General features: G+C 72.9%; 19 protein-coding genes, 1 pseudogene and 1 riboswitch. Of the genes and pseudogenes, 6 read left to right on the top strand and 14 right to left on the bottom strand.

The window, feature by feature from the left end; translation table 11 throughout:
- The first annotated feature begins 184 nt into the window (after nucleotides 1–184).
- On the top strand, nucleotides 185–424 hold the full coding sequence (locus tag QP089_RS31305) for a cold-shock protein (RefSeq protein WP_285916405.1): 240 nt from the start codon (nucleotides 185–187) through the stop codon (nucleotides 422–424).
- A 78-nt stretch (nucleotides 425–502) separates the two neighbouring features.
- Complete coding sequence (locus tag QP089_RS31300; RefSeq protein WP_285916403.1) at nucleotides 503–1,066, top strand: hypothetical protein; 564 nt, start codon at nucleotides 503–505, stop codon at nucleotides 1,064–1,066.
- Between the two features lie 70 nt (nucleotides 1,067–1,136).
- Here the strand turns inward: QP089_RS31300 and QP089_RS31295 are convergent, their stop codons facing one another.
- Together QP089_RS31295 and QP089_RS31290 are read right to left on the bottom strand one after the other, a co-directional pair.
- On the bottom strand, nucleotides 1,137–2,240 hold the full coding sequence (locus QP089_RS31295) for a branched-chain amino acid aminotransferase (RefSeq protein ID WP_285916402.1): 1,104 nt from the start codon (nucleotides 2,238–2,240) through the stop codon (nucleotides 1,137–1,139).
- A 174-nt stretch (nucleotides 2,241–2,414) separates the two neighbouring features.
- The gene (locus tag QP089_RS31290; protein ID WP_285916401.1) at nucleotides 2,415–3,470 is read right to left on the bottom strand and encodes a 3-isopropylmalate dehydrogenase; all 1,056 of its coding nucleotides are present in this window, start codon (nucleotides 3,468–3,470) and stop codon (nucleotides 2,415–2,417) included.
- Nucleotides 3,471–3,599: 129 nt separating this feature from the next.
- Nucleotides 3,600–3,789: riboswitch (cobalamin riboswitch) on the top strand.
- Between the two features lie 32 nt (nucleotides 3,790–3,821).
- Here QP089_RS31290 and QP089_RS31285 point away from each other — a divergent pair.
- The gene (locus tag QP089_RS31285; RefSeq protein ID WP_285916400.1) at nucleotides 3,822–4,055 is read left to right on the top strand and encodes a CbtB domain-containing protein; all 234 of its coding nucleotides are present in this window, start codon (nucleotides 3,822–3,824) and stop codon (nucleotides 4,053–4,055) included.
- Between the two features lie 173 nt (nucleotides 4,056–4,228).
- Nucleotides 4,229–4,954, top strand: coding sequence for a CbtA family protein (locus tag QP089_RS31280; protein ID WP_285916398.1), 726 nt, complete (start codon nucleotides 4,229–4,231; stop codon nucleotides 4,952–4,954).
- A 47-nt stretch (nucleotides 4,955–5,001) separates the two neighbouring features.
- Here the strand turns inward: QP089_RS31280 and QP089_RS31275 are convergent, their stop codons facing one another.
- The 5 genes from QP089_RS31275 to QP089_RS31255 all read right to left on the bottom strand — a co-directional run bounded on the left by QP089_RS31275 (nucleotide 5,002) and on the right by QP089_RS31255 (nucleotide 11,335).
- The gene (locus QP089_RS31275; protein WP_285916396.1) at nucleotides 5,002–5,733 is read right to left on the bottom strand and encodes a (2Fe-2S)-binding protein; all 732 of its coding nucleotides are present in this window, start codon (nucleotides 5,731–5,733) and stop codon (nucleotides 5,002–5,004) included.
- Between the two features lie 561 nt (nucleotides 5,734–6,294).
- Nucleotides 6,295–7,881, bottom strand: a complete 1,587-nt coding sequence (gene serA, locus QP089_RS31270; protein ID WP_285916395.1) for a phosphoglycerate dehydrogenase — start codon at nucleotides 7,879–7,881, stop codon at nucleotides 6,295–6,297.
- Nucleotides 7,882–8,122: 241 nt separating this feature from the next.
- Nucleotides 8,123–8,761, bottom strand: a complete 639-nt coding sequence (locus QP089_RS31265) for a thymidylate synthase family protein (RefSeq protein WP_285916394.1) — start codon at nucleotides 8,759–8,761, stop codon at nucleotides 8,123–8,125.
- Nucleotides 8,762–9,145: 384 nt separating this feature from the next.
- Nucleotides 9,146–10,666, bottom strand: coding sequence for a DUF2079 domain-containing protein (locus QP089_RS31260; protein WP_285916392.1), 1,521 nt, complete (start codon nucleotides 10,664–10,666; stop codon nucleotides 9,146–9,148).
- Nucleotides 10,667–10,765: 99 nt separating this feature from the next.
- Nucleotides 10,766–11,335, bottom strand: a complete 570-nt coding sequence (locus QP089_RS31255) for a PadR family transcriptional regulator (RefSeq protein WP_285916391.1) — start codon at nucleotides 11,333–11,335, stop codon at nucleotides 10,766–10,768.
- Nucleotides 11,336–11,473: 138 nt separating this feature from the next.
- Between QP089_RS31255 and QP089_RS31250 the strand changes: the two genes are divergently transcribed.
- Nucleotides 11,474–12,271: a hypothetical protein gene (locus QP089_RS31250; RefSeq protein ID WP_285916390.1), complete on the top strand. Its 798-nt coding sequence runs from the start codon at nucleotides 11,474–11,476 to the stop codon at nucleotides 12,269–12,271.
- A 58-nt stretch (nucleotides 12,272–12,329) separates the two neighbouring features.
- On the opposite strand, the gene ilvC is transcribed toward QP089_RS31250, so the two are convergent.
- From ilvC to QP089_RS31230, 4 genes are all read right to left on the bottom strand, one after another.
- The gene (ilvC, locus tag QP089_RS31245; protein ID WP_285916388.1) at nucleotides 12,330–13,313 is read right to left on the bottom strand and encodes a ketol-acid reductoisomerase; all 984 of its coding nucleotides are present in this window, start codon (nucleotides 13,311–13,313) and stop codon (nucleotides 12,330–12,332) included.
- A gap of 92 nt (nucleotides 13,314–13,405) precedes the next feature.
- Nucleotides 13,406–13,930 carry an acetolactate synthase small subunit gene (gene ilvN / locus QP089_RS31240; RefSeq protein WP_190865099.1) on the bottom strand — a complete coding sequence of 175 codons (525 nt, stop codon included), beginning with the start codon at nucleotides 13,928–13,930 and terminating at the stop codon, nucleotides 13,406–13,408.
- A 5-nt stretch (nucleotides 13,931–13,935) separates the two neighbouring features.
- Entirely contained in the window at nucleotides 13,936–15,744 is a 1,809-nt protein-coding gene (locus QP089_RS31235) for an acetolactate synthase large subunit (protein ID WP_285916386.1), read from the bottom strand.
- A gap of 196 nt (nucleotides 15,745–15,940) precedes the next feature.
- Nucleotides 15,941–18,841, bottom strand: a complete 2,901-nt coding sequence (locus QP089_RS31230; RefSeq protein ID WP_285916385.1) for a putative bifunctional diguanylate cyclase/phosphodiesterase — start codon at nucleotides 18,839–18,841, stop codon at nucleotides 15,941–15,943.
- A gap of 475 nt (nucleotides 18,842–19,316) precedes the next feature.
- On the opposite strand from QP089_RS31230, the gene QP089_RS31225 reads away from it, so the two are divergent.
- Nucleotides 19,317–20,396, top strand: coding sequence for a PQQ-dependent sugar dehydrogenase (locus QP089_RS31225; RefSeq protein WP_285916384.1), 1,080 nt, complete (start codon nucleotides 19,317–19,319; stop codon nucleotides 20,394–20,396).
- Here the strand turns inward: QP089_RS31225 and QP089_RS31220 are convergent.
- From QP089_RS31220 to gatB, 3 genes and pseudogenes are all read right to left on the bottom strand, one after another.
- Entirely contained in the window at nucleotides 20,393–21,154 is a 762-nt protein-coding gene (locus QP089_RS31220; RefSeq protein WP_285916383.1) for a DUF4253 domain-containing protein, read from the bottom strand. The genes QP089_RS31225 and QP089_RS31220 overlap by 4 nt on opposite strands.
- A gap of 226 nt (nucleotides 21,155–21,380) precedes the next feature.
- A pseudogene (locus QP089_RS31215) lies at nucleotides 21,381–21,617 on the bottom strand (class I SAM-dependent methyltransferase); the annotation flags it as partial.
- 375 nt (nucleotides 21,618–21,992) lie between these two features.
- A complete protein-coding gene (gene gatB, locus QP089_RS31210) occupies nucleotides 21,993–23,477 on the bottom strand; it encodes an Asp-tRNA(Asn)/Glu-tRNA(Gln) amidotransferase subunit GatB (RefSeq protein WP_285916749.1) in 1,485 nt (494 codons plus the stop codon).
- Nucleotides 23,478–23,491 lie beyond the last annotated feature (14 nt).

Genomic DNA, 23,491 nt, shown 5'->3' with positions numbered 1-23,491 from the left:
CACGGTCGGAACCGACCTGTCACACCTAGGCGGCACACATCGGTTCATTTCATGGGATCGCGGTTCATCGGGGGACGGAAAATGCACGCCAAAGGTTAAGTAAGGTTTTCGTCGCGTAAACACGCTTGTGCATTGGCTGATGAATGACAGAGGATCGCGCTGTCCGCCGGAGGAGGGGATTCCGATGAGCGGTGAACCGGTTCGCGGAACGGTCGCGTCGTGGGACGACGAGAGCGGCTGGGGGGTGCTCGTCTCGCCGGACGTCCCGGGCGAGGTCTGGGCGCACTTCTCCGCCGTGCGCACCGAGCCGGGCGGCTTCGCCTCCCTGGATCCCGGGGAGAGCGTGCTGTTCACCTGGGAGGAAGCCGAGCAGGACGGCTACGCCTACCGCGCGCTGGACGTGCGGCCGGCCGGCCGGAGCTGAGGATCCCGGCGGCGGACCCACCACCGCCGCCCGCCGGCCCCCGGCGGACGGCGACCATTTCCGAAGGGAATGCCTGGAATGCTCATGCATACATTCGGCCGGACGGCCGTGATCAGCGGAACGGCGCTGGCAATGGCGCTCGGCACCGTGTCCGTCGCGTCCGCCGCGGGCCGTCCGGGGCACCGCGCCCCCGCGGCCGCCGCCCATTACTTCGTGTTCACCAAACGCCATCAGGGATTCGCCTACCGGGACCGGATCGGCGCGTTCCACGCGCAGGTGAGGCTCACCGGGCGGTACTCCCGGCAGTACCCGATGCCGTGGGCGTTCCAGATCACGAACAAGAAGCTGCGGGCGATCGCGCGGGGCCGGGCGGTCTGCACCGCGACCGGGCTGAACGGCCACTACCACGACCGGCACGTGATCCCGGTGGGCTACGTCTGGCACTCCACCGTCAAGCCGCACCGCGTCCGCAAGGTCTACACCCTCTCGGGGACCTGCACCTTCCCCGTGCAGGTCGGCGGCAGGCCCGGGCGGGCCTACGTCGGCTTCGCGTTCCACTACGCGATCAACCCGGACTCGCCCGGGGTGAGCCCGAAGACCGCCGGCTCGGCGCTCACCACCACCGTGCGCTTCGGCCGCTGACGCGGCCGGACACGACAGCGCCCGATGGCGCGCACCCGGGGACGGGCGCGCCATCGGGCGCCACCACGGATCAGACGATCTCGTGGACCCAGCCGTAGGGGTCGGGCCGGGTGCCGTACTGGATGCCGACCAGCTCCTGCCGCAGCCGCATGGAGATCTCGCCGGGCTCGCCGTCGCCGATCGCCCACTCCCGGTCGTGGCCCTTGACCCGGCCGACCGGGCTGATGATCGCGGCGGTGCCGCAGCCGAACACCTCGGTGATCTCGCCGGACGCGCAGCCGGCCTGCCACTCGTCGATGCTGATCTTGCCCTCCTCGGCGGGGATGCCGAGGTCGGGGGCCAGCTTGAGCATCGAGTCGCGGGTGACGCCGGCCAGGAGCGTGCCGGTGAGCGCGGGGGTGAGCAGCCGGGCCCCCGAGCCGGACCCGTAGACGAACATCAGGTTCATCGAGCCGACCTCCTCGACCCAGCGGTGCTCCACCGCGTCGAGCCAGACGACCTGGTCGCAGCCCTGCTGGACGGCCTCGGCCTGGCCGGCGAAGGACGCGGCGTAGTTGCCGCCGAACTTGGCCTCGCCGGTGCCGCCGGGCGCCGCGCGGGTGTAGTCCTGCGACAGCCACACCGAGACCGGCTTGATGCCGCGCGGGTAGTACAGGCCGGACGGGGAGGCGATGACCATGAAGAGGAACTCGTTCGCCGGGCTGTTCACGCCGAGCGCGCGGGTGGTGGCGAACATGAACGGCCGCAGGTAGAGGCTGTGGCCCTCGGTGTCGGGGACCCAGTCCTTGTCGGTGCGGACGAGCAGTTCGACGGCGTCGACGAACAGCTGCTCGGGGATCTCCGGCATGGCCATCCGCCGGGCGGAGCGGTTCATCCGGGCCGCGTTCATGTACGGCCGGAAGGTGACGATCGAGCCGTCCGGCTGCTTGTAGGCCTTGAGGCCCTCGAACAGCTCCTGGGCGTAGTGGAACACCTGGCTGGCCGGGTCCATCGGGATCGGCCCGTACGGTTCGAGCTTCGCGTCGTGCCAGCCGCGGTCCGCCGAGTACCGGATCGTGACCATGTGGTCGGTGAAGTACCGGCCGAAGCCCGGATCGGCCAGGACGCGCTCGCGCTCGGCGGCCGTCGCGGGCCGCTCGGTCCGCGTGATCTCGAAGTCCAGGGTGTCGCTCATCGCCGTTCGTCCTCTCCCGATCGCCGCGCCGGCCCCGTTGCCGCCCGACGGCTCTTCATCCCCATTGTCGTACTTCTTCGTGACCTCACTCCTCGCACGCGGCGCATACGGAAAACCGGGCGCGCCGCGAGGCGCGCCCGGAGTGTCCCTGCTCGTGGCCGGAGAGGCGCGCCCTCAGCCCGATACTCGCTTGGCGATCGCGTCGCCGATCTGCGCGGTCGACCGCGTCCCGAGCGCGGCGCGCTCGGCGAGGTCGTCGGAGACGGCCCGCTCGACCCGGCGGGCGGCCTCGCCCGCGCCGAGGTGGTCGAGCAGCATCGCGACCGACAGGATCGTCGCGGTCGGGTCGGCCTTGCCCTGCCCCGCGATGTCGGGGGCGCTGCCGTGCACCGGCTCGAACATCGACGGCGCCGTCCGGTCGGGGTTGACGTTCCCGGAAGCGGCGAGCCCGATGCCGCCGGCGATCGCAGCGCCGATGTCGGTGATGATGTCGCCGAACAGGTTGTCGGTGACCACGACGTCGAAGCGCTGCGGCTGGCCGACGAAGAACATGGTGGCCGCGTCGACATGGCAGTAGTCGGTGCTGACCTGCGGGTACTCCTCGCCGACCCGCTTCAGCGTGCGCTGGTAGAGATCACCGGCGAAGGTCAGGACGTTGTCCTTGTGGACCAGCGTCAGCTTCTTGCGCGGGCGCGCCGCGGCGACCTCGAAGGCGTACCGGACGACCCGCTCGACGCCGAAGGCGGTGTTGACGCTCTCCTGCGTGGCGACCTCGTGCGGGGTGCCCTTGCGCAGGACGCCGCCGACGCCGGTGTAGGGGCCCTCGGTGCCCTCGCGGACGACGACCATGTCGATGTCGTCGGGCGTGACGTCCGCCAGCGGGGTCCGCACGCCCGGGAACAGCTTCACCGGGCGGAGGTTGACGTAGTGGTCGAGTTCGAACCGGGTCCGCAGCAGCAGCCCGCGCTCCAGCGTCCCGCTCGGCACGCTCGGGTCGCCGACCGCGCCCAGCAGGATGACGTCCTGGCCGCGCAGCTCCTCCAGCACCGAGTCGGGCAGCGTCTCCCCGGTCCGGTGCCAGCGGGCGGCGCCCAGGTCGTAGGAGGTCTGCTCGAACGCGAGGTCACCGGACGGGGCGACGGCCTCGAGGACCTTCAGTCCCTCGGCGACCACCTCGGGGCCGATCCCGTCACCGGGGATGACGGCCAGACGAATGCTGCGGGAAGCCATGCGCGTACTGTACTGCAAACGTCTCACTGCTTGGGCTTTCGTCTCATATCCCGGTACAGCGGTCTCGCCGCCGGCGGCCGGGCGTCGCCTTTGTCACTCCGCGCGGGGTTGACGGGCCGGAGGGGAGAGGAGACGCTCTCCTCGACAAGTTCACATCGAGGCGACGGTGCGCAGGAACCTGGTGCGAATCCAGGACGGTCCCGCCACTGTGACCAGGGAGTCTCCCCCACCGCACGACCACGGCCGGACGACCGGCGGGAAGGTCGGCGGGAGACGGCGATCTGGGAGTCAGGACACTGACCCGTCGTCCTCCCGCAACCGGGGCGAGTGCACCCCGTGAGGAGAACCGACATGGCCGAGTCCGCCGTACCGTCCGCCGCGTCCCCGCAGGCCGAGCCGTCCACCGCGCCGCTGCGCGTGCCGATCCGCGACATCGTGCCGTGGGCCGTGCTCGCCGTGGTGCTGGCCGCGGTCCTGATCTACTTCGTCGGCGCCGAGCAGGGCGCGACCTCGATCTTCGGCGGCACCTGGGTGCACGAGTTCACCCACGACGGCCGGCACCTGCTCGGCTTCCCCTGCCACTGAGTTCACGCAAGCACGGTCGAGGACCTCGCCTGGCGGCTCGGCCCTTGACCGTGCTCGGGCGAGCGCGAACCCGCTTCGCGAGCTTCCCGGTGGGACCCGCCTCCGGCGTCGTCCCACCGGTCGGACAGCGCGCTCGCGCGGTGGCCAGGGGATTCCGATTCGAGGAGATGTCGATGAGAGCACTGCTGGTCCGCGGGATGCTCGCGGGCCTGGCCGCGGCCGCCCTCGCGCTGGTCGTCGCCTGGTTGTACGGGGAACCGCAGGTCGGGCACGCCATCGCGTTCGAGGAGGCGACGGCGCACGCCGAACACGCCGGGCACGAGCCCGAGGTCGTCAGCCGCACCGTGCAGAAGACCGCCGGCCTGATCACCGCGATGGCGGTGTACGGGGTGGCGCTCGGCGGGCTGTTCTCGATCGCGTTCGCCTTCGCGTCCGGGCGGCTCGGACGGCTCGGCGCCCGCGCCACCGCCGCGCTGGTCGCGCTGGCCGGGTTCGTGGCGGTCGAGCTGGTGCCGTTCCTGAAGTACCCGGCGACGCCCCCGGCGGTCGGCAACCCGACGACCATCGGGAGCCGGACGGCGCTGTACTTCTGCATGATGGCGCTGGGGATCCTGGCGACGACCGCGGCGGTGATCGTGTGCCGCCGCCTCGTCCCCCGGCTCGGCGCCTGGAACGCGGTCACGGCGACCGCCGTGGGCTACGTGGTGCTCCTCGCCGTCGTGTACCGGCTCACGCCGGAGCCCGACGCGGTCCCGGAGCACTTCCCCGCGACGGTCCTGTGGAACTTCCGGATCGCCTCCCTGGGCGTCCAGCTCGTCCTGTGGGCCACGATCGGGCTGCTGTTCGGCTACCTGACGGAGCGGGCGGGCGCCCGCCGCCGGGCCCTCGCCGCCGCCTGACCCGAACCGCCGCCTGACGGAAGCGCCGTGCTTGCGGCGGGCCGTCGCTACGAGCGCCCCTGTAGCGACGGCTCGCCGCGACCGGGCGGCCGGCGGAGACCGCAGTCCCCGCACAGCTCCCCGCCGGGCGGGACGCGGTAGTACAGGCAGCAGCTGCGGCGGACGAATCCGCGCGGACCGAACGTCCCCGTCCCCGCGAGCGGGGGCCGGGCGAGCAGCTCGCGGACGAGGGCGCCGCGGAAGGGATCCCGGGGGCCGACGTTCAGGCCGCCCGCGAGAGCGGAGGCCGCGTTTCCCCACAGCAGGCCGTCTGCAAGCCGGGAGACGGCCCGCATCGTGGCGCGCAGCGGCTCCAGCTGGCCGGTGACGACCGCGGCGTGGACGAGATCGGCGGCCTCTGTCGGGTCCTCGACGCGCCATCCGCGCGGTTCGGCGAGCCAGAGCGCGATGGGCGCCCCCGGCGCCCACCGCCAGTGCAGGCCGGACAGGTCGGGCACGACCCCGTGGGCCGCCGCCGCGACGACCGGCGACCACAGCCGCGACGCGAGGCCCTGGAACAGGATGGACGCCGCGACGCGCCGTTCGCCGGTGCCGAGCCGCTCGGCATAGCGGTCGGTGAGGTCCGTGATCCGGCCGGGATCCCGCTCGGGCAGCGCCCGCCAGGTCGGATCGACCTCCTCATTCGGATCAGTGGAGATCGCGAAATAAGGGCCGAGGCGCCCGGCCGCGCGCAGTGCCTGCGCGACGTCCTCGGTTGCGGCGGGCTTGGGCGGCGGCATGGCGTTCACCCTGCCATGCCGCCTACGTACCCGCCGCTACCGGGAGGGGTGGCCGCCGTTGTCGCGGCGGTCCAGCGCCGTCTGCAGGGCGCGGGCCGCCTCTTCGGCGGCGTCGTCCGCGGGCGCGTTGGTCCAGGTGGTGTCGTTCATGATCGCTCCGAATCGCTGAGGCTGGTGCCGGAGGGCCCCCGGGACGCGCGGTTCGCACGGGTCTCCGGGCGCGGAATCGGGCTCATGGCCGGGCGGAACCTCCGCAGCGGTGCCGGCCTGCCGATATCAGGCCCCGCTGCGGCAGCGAAGGATTACCACGAAACGCCGCATGATTACCGATCACGCTACCCGCCGTCCGGGCGACTGTCCCGACCCGTGGCGTAAAATCTCAACATATGAGACGTGACGGTGCTCACGAACGCGACGGGCGGGCGACCGGCCATCGGCCGGGCACCCGCCCGCGGCGGTTCGCTCCCGCTCAGTCTCATTCTGGGGGCGACCCCCCAGACCCCCGGCAAGAGCGACTGACCGTCGTCCTCCGGTCCGCCGGAGCTCCGCTCCGGACGCCGGTCAGTCGAGGTCGACGCGGCGGCCCATGTCGGCGCCCACCTCGGCGGTGATCGCGTCCACGAGCTGCGCCGGGATGGCCGAGTCGACGGTCAGCGCGATCAGCGCCTTGCCGCCCTTGGCGTCCCGGCCGACCTGCATGCCGGCGATGTTGACCGCGGCGTCGCCGAGCAGCTTGCCCACCGCGCCGACGATGCCCGGACGGTCGACGTAGGAGAAGAACGCCATGTGCGCGGTCGGCACCAGCTCCATGTTGTAGCCGTTGATCTCGATGATCCGCTCGGCGTGCTTCGGGCCGGTCAGCGTGCCGGACACCGACACCACCCCGCCGTCGCCCATCGTGCCGCGCACCTGCACCACGTTGCGCCAGTCGGGGCTGTCCTCGCTGGTGGTGAGGGTGACCTCGACGCCGCGGTCGCGGGCCAGCAGCGGCGCGTTGACGAACGTCACCGCCTCCTCGGTCACGTCCACGAACACGCCCTTGAGCGCGGCCAGCTCCAGCACCTTGACGTCGTGCTCGGCGATCTCGCCGCGCACCACCACGTCCAGCCGGACGGGGACGCCGCCGGCCAGCGAGGTGAAGATGCGGCCGAGCTTCTCGGCCAGCGGCAGGCCCGGCTTGACGTCCTCGGCGACCGCGCCGCCCTGGACGTTCACCGCGTCCGGCACGAACTCGCCGGACAGCGCCAGCTTCACCGAGCGGGCGACCTGCGTGCCGGCCTTCTCCTGCGCCTCGTGCGTGCTGGCGCCAAGGTGCGGGGTGACGACCACGTTGTCGTGGACGAACAGCGGGCTGTCGGTGCAGGGCTCGCTGCTGAACACGTCGATGCCCGCGCCGGCGACCCGGCCGTCCTTCAGCGCGAGGTCGAGCGCCTCCTCGTCGACGATCCCGCCGCGCGCGGCGTTGACGATCCGCACGCTCGGCTTGACCTGGTGCAGCTCGCGGTCGCCGATGAGGCCGAGGGTCTCGGGGGTCTTCGGCAGGTGCACGGTGATGAAGTCGCTCTGCTGGAGCAGCTCGTCGAGGGTGACGAGCTTGACGCCGAGCTGGGCCGCGCGCGCGGCCTGCACGTACGGGTCGAAGGCGATCACGTTCATGTCGAACGCGGCGAGGCGCTGGGAGACCAGCACGCCGATGCGGCCGAGGCCGAGCACGCCGACGGTCTTGCCCTGCAGCTCGACGCCGGTGTACCTGGAGCGCTTCCACTCGCCCTGCTTGAGGGCGGCGTGGCCCTGCGGAACGTTCCGCGCGGTGGCCAGCAGCAGCGCGATCGCGTGCTCGGCGGCGGTGACGATGTTGGAGGTCGGCGCGTTGACGACCATGACGCCGGCCTTGGTGGCGGCCTCCACGTCGACGTTGTCGAGGCCGACGCCGGCCCGCGCGACCACGCGCAGCCTCTTGGCGTGCTGGAACACCTCGGAGGTGACCTTGGTGGCGCTGCGGACGATCAGGGCGTCGACGTCCGCGACGGCGGGCAGCAGCTTGGCCTTGTCGCTGCCGTCGGCGTGGCGGACCTCGAAGTCGGATTCCAGCACGGCGATGCCGGCCGGGGAGAGCTCTTCTGCGACGAGGACGACGGGCTTGCTCAAGGAAACAGTCCTTCGGAAGTCGGATGTTCGGCTGGTGTGCAGGTGAAGTCGCGAGTCACCTCGTCGTGCCCTCGCCCCCAGCAGGCGAGTCTATCCCCCGGTGGGCGGCGGGGTTCGCGGCAGGCAAACACCGGCCGGTAACTCCACGGTGTCCGCCGCGCCCGCCCCGCCCTTACCTCCGCACCCGGCCGGCGGCCCCGGCCGGGTGCGGTCAGGCCGGGTGCGGTCAGGCCGGGTGCGGTCAGGCCGCGTTCGGCTCGGGCATCGCCGCCAGCAGGGCCGCGACCCGCTCGGCGTCGGCGACCCGCACGTGCGGGACGTCCACGAACACCCGCAGCGGCCCGGCCGGCAGGCCCAGCTCCTCGGCCACCTGGAGCTGCACCTCGCGCAGCGGGACGTAGGTCAGGTAGCCGCGGAAGACGTCCTGCGACCGGAACATCCCGGTCATGATCAGCCGGTAGCCGCGGATCCGGAACGACAGCGCGGTCAGGCACGGCACCGCGGCGGCGTCCTCGCCCGGCAGCGTCAGCGAGATCCACGCGCTGGTCGTCCACGGCCGGGCCCGCAGCAGGCCGACGACCCAGCGCAGCTGGTCGACGCCGTCGAGGTCGCGCAGCCGCGGCCCGTAGCGGCCGATCACCGCGTCCCGGGCGCGCTCCTGGACGCGGCGCGCGATCCGGTCCCGGTCGCCGTGCTTGAGCAGGATCGGGTCCTCCCAGCTCAGCGAGCTGATCTCGAAGAGCAGCGGGGGCCCCTCGATGATGGGCCCCGCGTCCTCCATCCCGGCCACTCCGGCCGCCCACACGTGCCGCAGGACGCCGATCCACGCCCTCCCGCACGTCTCCCAGCGCCGGACGTCGTTGTCCCCTCGCGCCTGCACGTCATCTCTCCGCGCCATTGCCCACCCGATCACCGCCAATGCGGAACGGGTGTTTTCCTGCCCGCGGCATTGCCGCGCCGGTGACGAATTGCGCCGCGCGCCCGGCCGGCCGGCCGGCGACGGCGCCTGACAGCCTCTCTCCACTCATGTACTCGCCCCAACGCCGCTCCGGCGGCGGTCACGTGAGTGTTCGCGCAGGTGCTCCCGCGCCGGCCACGGCCGTCGCGACTTTCTTCAAGTATCCGGCAAGGTACGCCAAAAGGGTAGGTTCTTTTACCCTGCGGGCCATCTCCACCGGCATTCTGACGGGCCGCGATCACAAAGGTCATTGGACACTCTGTCCAAACGATCGCCGCCTTTACCGGCGCGTGCGCGCGGGCTCGCTCACCAGGGGTCCGGGCCGTCCCGGTGCAGCACGACGTAGCCGTCCCGGCGGAACACCTCCCGGTAGCCGGACGCCGTCAGCTCGGCGACGCGCCGCTGCTGCTCGGCCACCGACGGGAAGGGGAACGTCTGCCGCTGAACGTCCGCGACGACCCAGGGCGCGTCGCGCGGCTGCCAGTCCCACAGCAGGACGCGCGTACGGGCCGTCAGCCCCGGGCCGACGCCGTTGGCGGCCTCCACCAGCGCCCCGTCGGGGACCTTCGCCACCGCCGCCGCGGCGGCCGACGCCCTTTCGTTGCGCAGGTACAGCGCGGGGTCGCCGAGCGCGCCGAACGCGAAGAACGGCACCGCGATGATCGCCGCCGCCAGCAGGCCGGCCGCGGGCGCCCAGGGCGGGCTCAGCCCCTCCCGGAGCCGTCCGCGCAGGGGCAGGCGGGCGCGCAGCCGGTCGCTGCGGCGCAGCCGGGCCGCGCCGTCCACGGCGGCCATGACCAGCGCCGCGACGATGAACGCGTTGTAGTGGTAGTGGGGCGCCCACCAGTTGGCGAACCGGTCGGCGAGCATCCGCTCGGCCAGCAGCGGCAGGACGACCAGCGTCAGCGGCGAGGCCAGCGGGAGCAGCAGCAGTGGCAGGACGAGGAGCCCCATCATGGCGAGCTTGGCGGGCGGCGTGCCGATCTCCGCGACCGCGTCCCACGGGTGCGTCAGCGCGTGCACGGCGGCGTGCGGGAGGTCGGGGCCCAGCGAGGTGTAGGCCCAGTAGTAGTCGTTGTCGCCGCCGAAGACGGCGATGGCGACCTTGGAGCACACGCCGGTCGCGACCGCGCCGACCGCCAGGTAGGCCAGGCCCGCGCGCCGCTCGCCGCGGCGGGTCAGCAGGAACAGCCCGAACCCCGCCAGCAGCAGCCCCATGTCCTCCTTGACCAGCAGCAGGAGGAGCGCGGCGAGCGCCGCCCGGCCGCGCCGCCCGGCGTCGTACCGCTCGATCATCACCGCCGACAGCAGCGGGACGAACGCGACCTCGTGGAAGTCGAACGCGAGCGCCTCGGCGACCGGCCAGGACAGCGCGTAGGCCGCGGCGGCGCAGTATCCGGCGCCCGCGCCGAGCCGGCGTTCGGTGAACCGCCAGATCGGCACGATCGCCAGCGCGAACAGCACGCCCTGCACGACCAGCAGCGTCCCCGGGCCGTCGTGGATCCAGTACAGCGGCGCCAGCACCGCCAGGATCGGCGAGAAGTGGTCGCCGAGGATCGAGAAGCCGGGCCCGAACCCGTTGTGGACGCCCTTGACGATCGCCACCGGGGCGCCGAAGCGGCTGTAGGACCGGACCGCCTGATCGAAGATCACCAGGTCGTAGGTGCTGGCGCGGAAGGCGCGCAGGCGCAGCAGCGCGAACGCCGAGTTCAGCACGGCGCTCGCGGCGACCAGCGCGGTGAGCGCCCACAGGCGCCGCCTCCCGCGCGGCGCCCGGCCTGCGGGGGCGCCGTCCGCCGCCGCCGCGACCGCCTCGACCTCCGCCACGGGCCGGACGCTATCAGCCGCGCCCCCATGCCCCGCCTCGCGGCGCCTGGAGAGCCTCACGCGAGGACCGTCACGCGGCGGCCCCCGGCGGGATCGCCCTCATGAGACGGCGGGGCCGGTCAGCGACGCCTCGCAGTGGTCCAGCCAGCGGACCTCGGCCTCCGCCTGGAAGATCATCGACTCCAGAACGAGCCGCCACGCGCGGGCGTCGCGGGCGTCGCGCCCGCCCGCGCCGCTCGCGCCGCCCGGGACGCCCGGCTCATCCGCGGCGGCGGCCTTCAGCCGGTCGAGGTCGCGCAGCCCGCGCAGGGTGGCGGCGCGCTGGGTCCGGACGACCTGGCGGACGTCCACGCCGGGCGCGGTGACGGCCAGCGCCAGCTTGATCGCCAGCTCGTCGCGGGGCCGGTCGGCGCGGCCGAGCGGGGTGGCGAACCAGCGCCGCGCGTCCGCCTCGCCGGCCGGGGTGATCCGGTAGACGAACCGGCCCTCGCCGTCGGCGCCGTCGCGGACGACCAGCTCGTCGCGCTCGAGGCGGGCCAGCGTGGAGTAAACCTGCCCGATGTTGAGCGGCCACGACGCCCCGGTGGACGCCTCGAACTCGGCGCGCAGCTGGTAGCCGTAGCGCGGTCCCCGGGACAGCAGCGCCAGCAGGCCGTGACGGATGGACATGATCACCGAGTATGCATACCCGGTATGCGCAGCGCAATACCGAGTATGCATCCCGGAGGACACGCTACCGGAATTTCACTGTGCGCGGCCATCGCGCGCCTTACCGTGACGATGTCCCCGGCCGATCAGGAGAGAAGCGTGACCTCGGACAGCACGATCAGCGTCCTGCGCGACGTCCTGCGCGTCTACGACCACCGGTACCTCGACCTGGACCGCCGGCAGCGGGACCGGCTCGTCGACGGCACCCGCCGGGTCATCGGCGAGGAGGGCCTCAGCGACGCCGCCCGCGCCGCGCTGCCCGCCGCCGACCGGCTCCGCGCGTTCTGCATCCAGTACGGCCTGCGCGACGAGCTGGAGCGGCTGATCCGCGACGAGGTGGAGGGCAGCCCCGCTGGCGCGGTCGTGGTCGGCGGCCGGATCTACGCGATGTACCCCTACCTGCGCGGCGTCCCCCGGCAGGACGCCGACATCACCACCGAGGTCGGCGTCGAGCACCGCCTCGACGCGGTGGCCTGGCAGGGCAGGCGGGTCCGGATCCGCGGCACCGCGCTGCTGGAGCGCGTCGAGACCAACCGGACGGCCGTGGACGTCATCCTGCGCGAGCGGGCGACCGGCAGGGAGCACGTGTTCCCCGCCGACCCGCGCCCCGCGCCCGGCGCGCAGGCCGGCGGCTTCGAGGCGTTCGCCGACCCGTCCGGCGTCGAACCGGGCCGCTGGGACGTGCACGTCGCCGCGACCGCGCACGGCGTGACCCGCGAGGCCCGCTTCGGCTCCCGCCGCAGCGACGGCCTGAAGACCGCGCCGCAGCGGCGCCCGGTGGGCCCGCACCACGTCTCGGTCTACTTCACCAAGGGCGGCCACCTGGCGCTGGTCGTGCGGGAGGACGCCGGCGCGACGTCCCTGCGCGCCCGCATCCGCCGCCGCCTGTCGCGCTGAGGACGCCGGGAACGCGAACGGGGGCGAGCGCCGCGCTCGCCCCCGGTCAGTGGAGCGGCTAGTCGTTCAGCCAGCTCATCATCGGGCGCAGCTCCGCACCGGTCTTCTCGATCGGGTGCTCGGCGAGCTGCTCGCGGTACTTGCCGAACTGGGCCTGGCCGCCCTCGAACTCCTCCACCAGCTCCTTGGCGTACGCGCCGGACTGGATCTCGCCGAGGATCTTCTTCATCGCGGCCTTGGTCTCCGGCGTGATCACGCGCGGGCCGCGGCTGTAGCCGCCGTACTCGGCGTTGTCGGACACCGACCAGTACATCTTGGAGATGCCGCCCTCGTACATGAGGTCGACGATCAGCTTCAGCTCGTGCAGCACCTCGAAGTAGGCGACCTCGGGCTGGTAGCCGGCCTCGGTCAGCACCTCGAAACCGGCCTTGACCAGCTCGGACGCGCCACCGCACAGCACGGCCTGCTCGCCGAACAGGTCGGTCTCGGTCTCCTCGGTGAAGGTCGTCCGGATACCGCCGGCGCGCAGGCCGCCGATGCCCTTGGCGTACGACAGCGCCAGCGGCCACGCGTTGCCCGAGGCGTCCTTCTCCACCGCCACGATCACCGGGACGCCGCGGCCCGCGACGAACTGGCGGCGGACGAGGTGGCCCGGCCCCTTCGGCGCGACCATCGCCACGTCCACGCCCTCCGGCGGCTGGACGAGCCCGTAGCGGATGCTGAAGCCGTGCCCGAAGAACAGCGCGTCGCCCTCGACGAGGGCCGGCTTGATGTCCTTCTCGAAGATCTCGCGGTGGTGGTGGTCGGGGGCCAGCAGCATCACGAGGTCGGCCTCCTCGGCCGCCTCCGCCGGGGTGACCACGCGCAGCCCCTCGGCCTCGGCCTTCTCCCGGCTGGCCGACCCCTCGCGGAGCCCGACCCGCACGTCGACGCCGGAGTCGCGCAGCGACAGCGCGTGCGCGTGCCCCTGGCTGCCGTACCCGATGATCGCGACGTGCCGGCCCTGGATCACGCTCAGGTCGGCGGCGTCGTCGTAGAACATCTCAGCCACAGTGCTGTTGCCTTTCTTCGATGGTTTGTACGTCTCGGGCCGGGCCGCGCGCCCGGTCGGGGCGCCCGGGTCCGGGCACCGCCTCAGGCGCTGCGCTCGATGGCGCGCAGCGAGCGGTCGGTGATGGACCGGGCGCCGCGCCCGATCGCCACCATGCCGGACTGGACCAGCTCCTTGATGCCGAACGGCTCCAGCACCTTGATGAAGGCGTCGAGCTTGTCGCGGTTGCCGGTGGCCTCGATCGTGACCGCGTCGGGCGCCACGTCCACCACCTTGGCACGGAACAGCGTGACGGTCTCCAGGACCTGCGAACGGGTCTCGGCGTCCGCGCGCACCTTGACCAGGACCAGCTCGCGCTGCACCGACGCCGACGGCTCCAGCTCGACGATCTTCAGCACGTTGATCAGCTTGTTGAGCTGCTTGGTGACCTGCTCCAGCGGCAGCTCGGCGACGTTGACCACGATCGTCATCCGGGAGATGTCCGGGTGCTCGGTGGTGCCGACCGCGAGGGACTCGATGTTGAAGCCGCGGCGCGAGAACAGGGCCGCGACCCGCGCCAGGATGCCCGGCTTGTTCTCCACCAGGACCGAGAGGGTGTGCGAGCTCATCGCGGTCAGTCTCCGTTCTCCCACTCGGGCGCCATGTCCCGCGCGATCTTGATGTCGTCGTTGGTGGTGCCGGCGGCGACCATCGGCCAGACCATCGCGTCCTTGTGCACCACGAAGTCGATCACGACGGGGGCGTCGTCGATCTCCATCGCCTTGGCGATCACCGCGTCCACGTCCTCGGCCCGCTCGCAGCGCAGGCCCACGCACCCGTAGGCCTCGGCGAGCTTGACGAAGTCGGGGATGCGCTTGACCGCGTGCCCGGCGCGGGGCTGCAGCCCGGTGTTGGAGTACCGCCCCTCGTAGAACAGCGTCTGCCACTGCCGGACCATGCCGAGGTTACCGTTGTTGATCACGGCGACCTTGACCGGGATGCCCTCGATCGCGCAGGTGGCCAGCTCCTGGTTGGTCATCTGGAAGCAGCCGTCGCCGTCGATCGCCCAGACCGTGCTGCCGGGGGCGCCGACCTTGGCGCCCATCGCCGCCGGGACCGAGTACCCCATCGTCCCGGCGCCGCCGGAGTTCAGGAACGCGCCCGGCCGCTCGTACTTGATGAACTGCGCCGCCCACATCTGGTGCTGGCCGACGCCCGCGACGTAGTAGGCGTCCGGGCCGGCGATCTGCCCGATCCGCTCGATGACGTACTGCGGGGACAGCGTGCCGTCCTCGGGGGTGTCGTAGCCGAGCGGGTAGGTGTCGCGCCAGGCGTTGAGCTGGCGCCACCAGTCCTCGTAGTTCCCCTTGCGGCCGTTCTCGTGCTCGTTCTGCACCGCGACGATCAGGTCGGCGATGACCTCCCGGGCGTCGCCGACGATCGGGACGTCCGCGTGCCGGTTCTTGGAGATCTCCGCGGGGTCGATGTCGGCGTGCACGACCTTGGCGTGCGGGGCGAACCCGTCGAGCTTGCCGGTGACCCGGTCGTCGAACCGGGCGCCGAGCGCGACCAGCAGGTCCGAGCGCTGCAGCGCGCCGACCGCGCCGACCGCGCCGTGCATGCCCGGCATGCCCATGTGCAGCGGGTGGCTGTCGGGCAGCGCGCCCTTGGCCATCAGCGTGGTGACGACGGGCGCGCCGGTCAGCTCGGCGAGCACCTTCAGCTCGGCGGCCGCGCCGGCCTTCAGCACGCCGCCGCCGACGTACAGCACCGGGCGCTCCGCCTCGACGATCAGCCGTGCCGCCTCGCGGACCTGCTTGGAGTGCGGCCGGGTGACGGGGCGGTACCCGGGCAGCTGCATCTGGACGGGCCACTGGAACTCGACCGTGGCCTGCATGGCGTCCTTGGCGATGTCGACCAGGACCGGGCCGGGGCGGCCGGTGCCGGCGATGTGGAACGCCTCGGCGATGGTGCGGGCGATGTCCTCGGCCCGGGTGACCAGGAAGTTGTGCTTGGTGATCGGCATCGTGATGCCGGCGATGTCGGCCTCCTGGAAGCCGTCGGTCCCGATGAGGGAGGTCGCCACCTGCCCGGTGATCGCCACCATCGGCACCGAGTCCATGTAGGCGTCGGAGATCGCGGTGACGAGGTTGGTGGCGCCGGGGCCGGAGGTGGCCATGCAGACCCCCACCTTGCCGGTGACCATCGCGTAGCCCTGCGCGGCGTGGCCGGCGCCCTGCTCGTGCCGGACGAGGATGTGGCGCAGCTTGTTCGAGTCGAACAGCGGGTCGTAGGCCGGGAGGATCGCGCCCCCCGGGATGCCGAACACGGTGTCGACGCCGACGTTCTCCAGGGCGCGGACCAGCGCCTGGGCTCCCGTCATCTGTTCGGTCGTCATGATCTGAGTGTCCTTGGGAGAGAGGGTCTGGGCTCGCCGGGGCAACAAAAAACCCCCGCCGCCGGAAGCGGTCGAGGGGAGGCGCGCAGGTCGGTGAGCTTGGTCAGCCTGCGCGCCGACCAAGTACTACGAGGATGCCGTTGATGGTGTTCTGCACGCAGCCACTTTCGCCGAGATCGGGCCCACCGTCAAATCCGTGGACAATAAATCTCGTCATATGAGACGGCAAAGCCGCGCCGGGTCAGCCCGGCAGCGGCAGCGGAAGATCGCCGGACAGGTCCTGCGCGGCGAGGTTCGTGCGGACCAGCGACTCCACCCGCCCGGCCGCCATCGGCCGCGCCACCAGGAACCCCTGCCCGCGCGGGCAGTCCATCGCGCGCAGCAGCTCCAGCTGCTCGGGCCGCTCGATGCCCTCCGCCACCACGGTCAGCCCGAGGTCGCGGCCCAGCCGGACGATCGTCCGGGTCAGCAGCGACAGCGTCTCGTCCGAGCCGAGGCCCGCCACGAACGACGGGTCGATCTTGATGACGTCCACCGGCAGCTGGCCGAGGTAGGCCAGCGACGCGTACCCGGTGCCGAAGTCGTCGATCGCGAGGCGCACGCCGAGGTCGCGCAGCTCCGACAGCCGCGCCACGTTCTGCCCGCCGTCCTCGACGAGCACCTCCTCGCGCACCTCCAGCGTCAGCGCCTGCGGCGGCAGCCCGGTGTCCTCCAGCGCCGCCGCGACCGACTCCACGAACCGGGGCGCGGCGATCTGCCGGGCGGTGAAGTTCACCGACAGGCCGACGTCCCAGGAGTCGCGGCGCCACCGCGCCACCTCGCGGCACGCTTCGCGCAGCACCCAGTCGCCGAGCGGGATCATCAGGCCGGACTCCTCCGCCGGGCCGATGAACTCCTCCGGCGGCACCGACTCGCCGCCCCGCCACCAGCGCAGCAGCGCCTCCACCCCGGTCACCCGGGACGTCGCGAGGTCCACCACCGGCTGGAACTCCACCGCGAACTGCTCCTCGGCCAGCGCCCGCTGCAGGTCGCTGCCGAGCTCCAGCCGCCGCACCACGTCGGCGTGCATGTGCGGCGCGAACACCTCGACGCGCCCGCCGCCCAGTTCCTTCGCCCGCGCCATCGCCAGGTCGCCGTTGCGGATGAGGTCGGCGGCGGTGCGGCGCAGCCGGCGCCCCGCGTCCGCGCCGGGGCCGATCGCGGGGCCCGCCGGCGGCTCCTCGTCCCCGGCGAACGCGATCCCGACGCTCGCCGTCAGCACGATCTGCTTGCTGCCCACCTGGTACGGGTCGACCGACAGCACCCGCAGCAGCCGCCCCGCCAGCTCCACCGCCGCCTGGGTCTCCCGGTCGTCGGAGGGCAGCTGCACCAGCACCGCGAACTCGTCGCCGCCCCACCGCGCCACCGTGTCGTCGGCCTGCACGTTGGAGCGCAGCCGCCGCGCCGCCTGCGCCAGCACCTGGTCGCCCGCCGCGTGGCCCGCCGAGTCGTTGACGTCGGTGAAGCCGTCCATGTCGACGAACACCACCGCGACCCGGCCGCCCGGCCGCTGCTGCGCCAGCACCTCCCGGGTCCGCTCCTCGAAGTAGGACCGGTTCGGCAGGCCGGTGAGCCCGTCGTGGAAGGTCAGGTGGGCGACCTGCCGCTGCAGCGCCGCCTGCTCGCTCAGGTCGCGGGTGGTGACCAGCAGCCGGCCCGGCGCCTCGCCCGTCCCCGCGTACCGGGAGATCGTGGACTCGGTCGGCAGCCAGGTGCCGTCCGCCGCGCGCACCCGGCACGACACCCGCAGCGACTCGGTGGCGCCCGGACGGTCCGCGCCGGCGGCGTCCTCCTCCTCGAGGAACTCGGTGAACGCCTCCTGGACGCGCGGCAGGTCCTCCGGGTGGATGATCTCGTGCAGCGGCCGTCCGAGCAGCTCCTCGGGCGTGTAGTGGTAGGTGCGCAGCGCACCCGCGCTCGCGTACTGGACGGTCGCGTCGAGGTCGCAGATGAGCACCGCGTCGTTGCTGCTCTCCGACAGCGCCCGGAAGTGCTCCTCGCCCGTCTCCACGGCGCGGCGCAGCCGGTCGTTCTCCCGCAGCAGCCCGGCCAGCCGCGCGAGCAGCACCAGCGCCGCCGAGCCCGCCACGATCGACACCACCGGCTCCAGCCCGTCGCGGCCGGTCAGCGAGTGCCCGGCGACGAACAGCGAGGCCGCCGCCGCGACCGCCGCCGGCGCCAGCCCCGGGCCGATCATCCGGCCGCGCTCCTCCCGCTCGGGCGCGGCGGCCTGCGGGACGTCGTCGGGGATGTCGTCGGACGGGCCGTCCGCCTCGGCCTCGGGCGCGGGCCCCGTCCACGGGACGAGCAGGAGCAGCAGCAGCCCGGCGAGCCGCAGGATGTCGGACGGGTCGTCGGACGGCCCGCCGCCGTCCAGCCGGACGAACGTCGTCACCACGTCGGCGGTCGCGAACGCCGTCAGCGCCCCGAACCCCATCCACGCCAGCCGCCGGTGCCCGCGCGCCGCGCCCAGCGCGAACGGCAGCGCCCCGCACACCAGCACCACGTCGATCAGCGGGTACAGCAGCTCCAGCAGGTACTCCGACGCCGACTCCCCCGACTGGTGGTACAGCGAACCGAAGATCGCGACCCAGCCGAGCACGAACACCGCGCACGCGCAGACGTAGGTGTCGGCGAGGTAGCGCAGCCACATCCCCACGTCGCGCGACAGCCGCACCGGCACGATCAGGCCGGTGACCAGCGCGACCACGGCCAGCAGGTAGAACAGGTCCGGCACCGACAGCGACAGCGCGCTGCGCGAGACGTTGTCGGCGACCGCGCTGCCGACCGCGCCCGCGAACCACCCGGCGGCCGCCACCCCGTACCAGCGCCACGACGCGCGCCAGACCGCGCCCGAGGACACCCGCCGGACGATCCCGGCGTCACCGGTTCCGGCCGCGTCGGCCGCGGCGCCCTTCGGCCGCCCGGCCGACATCAGCAGCGAGACCGCGGCGGTGCCCGCGGCGACCGCCTCGGTCCAGGCGATGAAGGCCGTGCCGCCCCAGCCGAGCAGCGACCCGGTGGCGTACAGCACGCCGACGATCGCGGCCATGGCGACCGGCACCGCCCGCGGCGGCATCCGCCTGGCGTTCTCGCCGCTCATCGCGCCGTGTCCCTTCCTGCCCCGCTGGGAGCTGCCGGTCCCTCGCGGACGCGGCGGCGCGCCAGAGGGTACTTGGGTCCGGAGACCTCACCGGTCGCAGGGATAACGCCCGGAGGGTCGTGGATCGTGCCCCGCGCAGGGTCGGCGCGGGGCGGCGGGCGCATCGGCTGCGCCGGCCGGAGATCAGCGACGTTGCTGCACTGCGGGATCACCGTGATGCTCAATGTACGTTCCGTAGGTCACGGACCGATTGAGACCGGGCGTCCTCATGGCGACGAAGCGCCATGTCGGCGATCCGTTTGGGACGGCCGAAACGCGATCGTCACCGAATCGGCGCCTTGCCCGGCATCACGCTGAGTGACCGCGTTCGGGGGCCGAGCGGCCCGGTGCGCCCGTTGTCCCCCGCCGTCCGCTGTGGGGGACCGCGTGATCCTCGCGGCATCGGAGTGTCATCCTGGGGTCGGGAGGCGTTCTCATGCGAAAGCACCTGATCGTCCTTGTCGCGCTGTTCCTCGCGGGCTGCTCGTCGTCCCCGGACGAGGACACGGGCGGTGCCCGCACCCCGCCGCCGCTGCCGTCGAGCGGCACCGCGGCGCCCGGAGCGCCCCGGGTTCTGGCCACCGGCCTGAAGATCCCCTGGGCGATGGCGTTCCTACCCAATGGTGATGCGATTGTCACCGAACGTGACTCCGCGCGGCTGCTGCGCGTCACCCCGGCCGGCAGGACGACGGCCGTCGGGACCGTTCCCGGCGTCCGGCCGGGCGGCGAGGGCGGGCTGCTCGGCGTCGCCGTCTCCCCCGGCTACGCCGCCGACCACCAGATCTTCGTGTACTACACCGCGTCCGGCGACAATCGCGTCGCCCGCATCACCTACGACGGCGGGCTCGGCGCCCCGCGGCCGATCGTCACCGGCATCCCGAAGGGCGAGATCCACAACGGCGGCCGCCTCGCCTTCGGCCCCGACCGGATGCTGTACATCACCACCGGCGAGACCGGCGAGGGCGAACCCGCCCAGGACAAGGGCTCCCTCGCCGGCAAGATCCTGCGCGTCACCCCCGACGGCAAGCCCGCGCCCGGCAACCCGTTCGGCACCCGCGTCTGGACCTACGGCCACCGCAACGTCCAGGGCCTCGCCTGGGACTCGAAAGGCCGCCTCTACGCCACCGAGTTCGGCCAGGACCGCTTCGACGAGATCAACCTCATCCAGAAGGGCCGCAACTACGGCTGGCCCGACGTCGAGGGCTTCGGAAAGCGCAAGGGCTTCACCAACCCCTTGCTGACCTGGAAGACGTCCGAGGCGTCCCCGTCCGGGCTCGCCTATGCGAACGGCTCCCTGTGGGCCGCCGCGCTACGCGGCGAACGCCTCTGGCAGGTCCCGCTGTCCGCCGACGGCAAGGCCGGCCGCCCCGTCGCCCGCTTCACCGGCGACTACGGGCGGCTGCGCGCCGCCGTCCCCGCCCCCGACGGCTCGCTCTGGCTCACCACCAGCAACCGCGACGGCCGCGGCGAGCCCGCCAGGACCGACGACCGCATCATCACCGTCCCGCTCCGCTAGTCCCACCAGAACGACCAGCGCGGGCAGTCCACCAGCCCGGCGGCGTACTCGTCCATGTCGCCGACGCCCTGCCAGATGTTGTCGGGGCAGAACGCCTCGTGCTCGGCGGCCACCGCACGGGCATGCTCGAGCGTCCGCGGCGGCGCGGCCACCGACAGCCCCAGGTCGGCGAAGCCGACCATGACCACCCGCGCCCCGAACCGCTCCTCCCACGACCGCACCACCGCCGATATCTCCGCCGTCCCGGAGTGGTTGGCCGGCCCGGACCACCTCATCGCCGTCAACGCGTCGGCGCCGCGCACGGCGGGCACGAGCCCGAGCAGGAACCCGGTGTCCTCCGCGCCCAGCACGGCGGACTCCCGCGCGTACTCGTCCGCGTCCCCCGTCCCGTCGCCGGGCGCGGCGAGCCCGGGCCACGGGCCGAGCGCGGCCTCCTCGTCCTCGGACTCGGCGCCGTCCCGGTGGCCGAGCAGCACCGCCTCGACGTCGAGCGCGTCGATGTCGGCCACCGACTCCTCGTTGTACAGCTCCCCGTCGTGCCAGGGCCGCGTCGGCTCGCCGCTCAGGGTGTCGAGCAGCAGCGGGTACAGCCCCGTCTTCGCCCGCTCGTCGTACAACCGGCACCACAGCTCGCCCAGACCGGCGTGCGGCTCGTCGGACACCCACAGGGCCACCGCGCCCTCGGGCCCCTCCTCGGGCGCGACCAACCGCCCGGGCGGCAACCCGGACGGCAGCGCGGGAAAAGCACTCTCCACCATGCCCCCGGAAACTAGCGGACGCCTCCGACAAGGAGCAGGTCGCCGGACTCAGCCCCGTTGCGGCCGGTGGTACTGGAAATGCCAGATGAGCATGGCGGAAACGGCAGCGCTCGCTGCCTGGACGGCCCGCGGCGTCGCGCACCGAGGGGACCGAACCGCGCAGCACCCGCTCCGGATGGACGTCGGAGATCACCAGATGCCCGCCGGGCCGCAGCACCCTGGCGAACTCCGCGAGCACCGGCGGGAGGGCGGGGACGTGGGTCAGCGCGAGCGCGCAGACGACCAGGTCAACGGATCCGCCGGCCACCGGCAGGCGGCCCAGGTCGCCGGTCCGGAACTCCGCGTCCGGCACGCGCGCCCTGGCCCGGTCGATCATGTCGGCGGAACCGTCCTCGCCGACCACCCGGTGGCCGCGCTCGGCGAGGACCGCCGAGAAGCATCCCGTGCCGCACGCGGCGTCCAGCGCGTCGCCCGCGGGAAGCGTGTCGAGGATCTCCGCGACGATCGGCGCGTCGATGGCGAACGCGCCGTTCGGCTCGTCGTCGTAGGTGCGCGCCCAGGCGCGGTAACCCGGCGCCGGGTCGACGCGCTCGGTGTGGACGGCGGCGTCCGCCAGCGACGGGTCGTCCAGCAGCGCGCGGACCTCGGCGATGCGGGCGTCGACGAACTCCCGGTCGTGCTCCCCGGCGAAGCCGCGCAGCAGCGCGACGCCTTCGAGGCCGAGCAGGTAGGCCAGCGGATGCTCGTAGATCACCCGCGCGAAGCCAACAAGGGGACGGCTCCGTGGCGAGCGGATTTCCGCCGTCCCGCGGGCGTGCCCGCGGGACGGCGGAGCCGGTCAGGAGGCGCCGAGCCTCTCCAGGATCAGCTCGCGGGCGCGGCCGGCGTCGGCCTGGCCTCGGGTGGCCTTCATCACGGCGCCGACGAGGGCTCCGGCGGCGGCGACCTTGCCCGCGCGGACCTTGTCGGCCACGGCGGCGTTGTCGGCGATGACCTGGTCGATGATCGCGGCCAGCTCGCCCTCGTCGCTGACGACCTTCAGGCCGCGGGCCGCGACGACCTCGTCCGGGCCGCCCTCGCCCGCGAGGACGCCCTCGAACACCTGGCGGGCCAGCTTGTCGTTCAGCTCCCCGGCCGCCACCATCGCCTGGATCCGCGCGACCTGCTCCGGCGTGATCGGCAGCTCGGCCAGCTCCACGCCCTGCTCGGTCGCGCGGCGCGACAGCTCGTTCATCCACCACTTGCGGGCCGCGCCCGCGTCGGCGCCCGCCGCGATCGTGGCCTCGATGAGGTCGACGGCGCCGGCGTTGACGACGTCCCGCAGCTCCAGGTCCGACAGCCCCCACTCGCCCTGGACGCGGCGGCGGCGCGCGGCGGGCAGCTCCGGCAGCGACGCCCGCAGCTCCTCCACCCACTCCCGCGACGGCGCCATCGGCACCAGGTCGGGCTCGGGGAAGTAGCGGTAGTCCTGCGCCTCCTCCTTGCTGCGCCCGCTGGTGCTGCGGCCGGTGTCCTCGCTGAAGTGGCGGGTCTCCTGGATCACCCGTCCGCCCGCGTCCAGCACGCCCGCCTGCCGCTCGATCTCCGACCGGACGGCGCGCTCCACCGAGCGCAGCGAGTTGACGTTCTTGGTCTCGGTGCGGGTGCCCCACTCCGACGCGCCGCGCGGCATCAGCGACACGTTCACGTCGCAGCGCATGGAGCCCTCCTCCATGCGGACGTCCGAAACCCCGAGGGAGCGCACCAGCTCGCGCAGCTCGGTCGCGTAGGCGCGGGCCACCAGCGGGGCCTTGTCGCCGGTCGCGGCGATCGGCTTGGTGACGATCTCCACCAGCGGGATGCCGGCACGGTTGTAGTCGACCAGCGAGTAGTCGGCGCCGTGGATGCGGCCGGTGCTGCCGCCGACGTGCAGCGACTTGCCGGTGTCCTCCTCCATGTGGACGCGCTCGATCTCGATCCGGTACGTCTCGCCCTCGACCTCGACCTCCAGGTGGCCGTCGACGCACAGCGGCTCGTCGTACTGGGAGATCTGGAAGTCCTTCGGCATGTCCGGATAGAAGTAGTTCTTCCGGGCGAACCGGCACCACTCGACGATGGTGCAGTTCAGCGCCAGGCCGATCTTGATGATGCCCTCGATCGCGGCGTGGTTCGTCACCGGCAGCGACCCGGGCAGGCCCAGGCAGACCGGGCAGACCTGCGTGTTCGGCTCCGCGCCGAACGCCGTCGGGCAGCCGCAGAACATCTTCGACGCGGTGCCCAGCTCGATGTGCGTCTCCAGGCCGAGGACGGGCTCGTACTTGGCGAGCGCCTCGTCGTACGGCATGAGTGTCGGGGTGC

This window comes from Actinomadura opuntiae, from assembly GCF_030283205.1.
GTDB lineage: Bacteria > Actinomycetota > Actinomycetes > Streptosporangiales > Streptosporangiaceae > Spirillospora.
The sequence above is the reverse complement of the archived record's forward strand: the minus strand, read 5'-3'. Positions and strand labels throughout refer to the sequence as shown.

Excerpts from the sequence above, each read along its gene's own strand:
- QP089_RS31305 (WP_285916405.1), top strand. The coding sequence starts at position 185 with ATGAGCGGTGAACCGGTTCGCGGAACGGTCGCGTCGTGGGACGACGAG.
- QP089_RS31300 (WP_285916403.1), top strand. The coding sequence starts at position 503 with ATGCTCATGCATACATTCGGCCGGACGGCCGTGATCAGCGGAACGGCG.
- QP089_RS31295 (WP_285916402.1), bottom strand. The coding sequence starts at position 2,240 with ATGAGCGACACCCTGGACTTCGAGATCACGCGGACCGAGCGGCCCGCG.
- QP089_RS31290 (WP_285916401.1), bottom strand. The coding sequence starts at position 3,470 with ATGGCTTCCCGCAGCATTCGTCTGGCCGTCATCCCCGGTGACGGGATC.
- QP089_RS31285 (WP_285916400.1), top strand. The coding sequence starts at position 3,822 with ATGGCCGAGTCCGCCGTACCGTCCGCCGCGTCCCCGCAGGCCGAGCCG.
- QP089_RS31280 (WP_285916398.1), top strand. The coding sequence starts at position 4,229 with ATGAGAGCACTGCTGGTCCGCGGGATGCTCGCGGGCCTGGCCGCGGCC.
- QP089_RS31275 (WP_285916396.1), bottom strand. The coding sequence starts at position 5,733 with ATGCCGCCGCCCAAGCCCGCCGCAACCGAGGACGTCGCGCAGGCACTG.
- QP089_RS31255 (WP_285916391.1), bottom strand. The coding sequence starts at position 11,335 with ATGTCCATCCGTCACGGCCTGCTGGCGCTGCTGTCCCGGGGACCGCGC.
- ilvC (WP_285916388.1), bottom strand. The coding sequence starts at position 13,313 with ATGTTCTACGACGACGCCGCCGACCTGAGCGTGATCCAGGGCCGGCAC.
- ilvN (WP_190865099.1), bottom strand. The coding sequence starts at position 13,930 with ATGAGCTCGCACACCCTCTCGGTCCTGGTGGAGAACAAGCCGGGCATC.
- QP089_RS31230 (WP_285916385.1), bottom strand. The coding sequence starts at position 18,841 with ATGAGCGGCGAGAACGCCAGGCGGATGCCGCCGCGGGCGGTGCCGGTC.
- QP089_RS31225 (WP_285916384.1), top strand. The coding sequence starts at position 19,317 with ATGCGAAAGCACCTGATCGTCCTTGTCGCGCTGTTCCTCGCGGGCTGC.
- QP089_RS31220 (WP_285916383.1), bottom strand. The coding sequence starts at position 21,154 with ATGGTGGAGAGTGCTTTTCCCGCGCTGCCGTCCGGGTTGCCGCCCGGG.
- gatB (WP_285916749.1), bottom strand. The coding sequence starts at position 23,477 with ATGCCGTACGACGAGGCGCTCGCCAAGTACGAGCCCGTCCTCGGCCTG.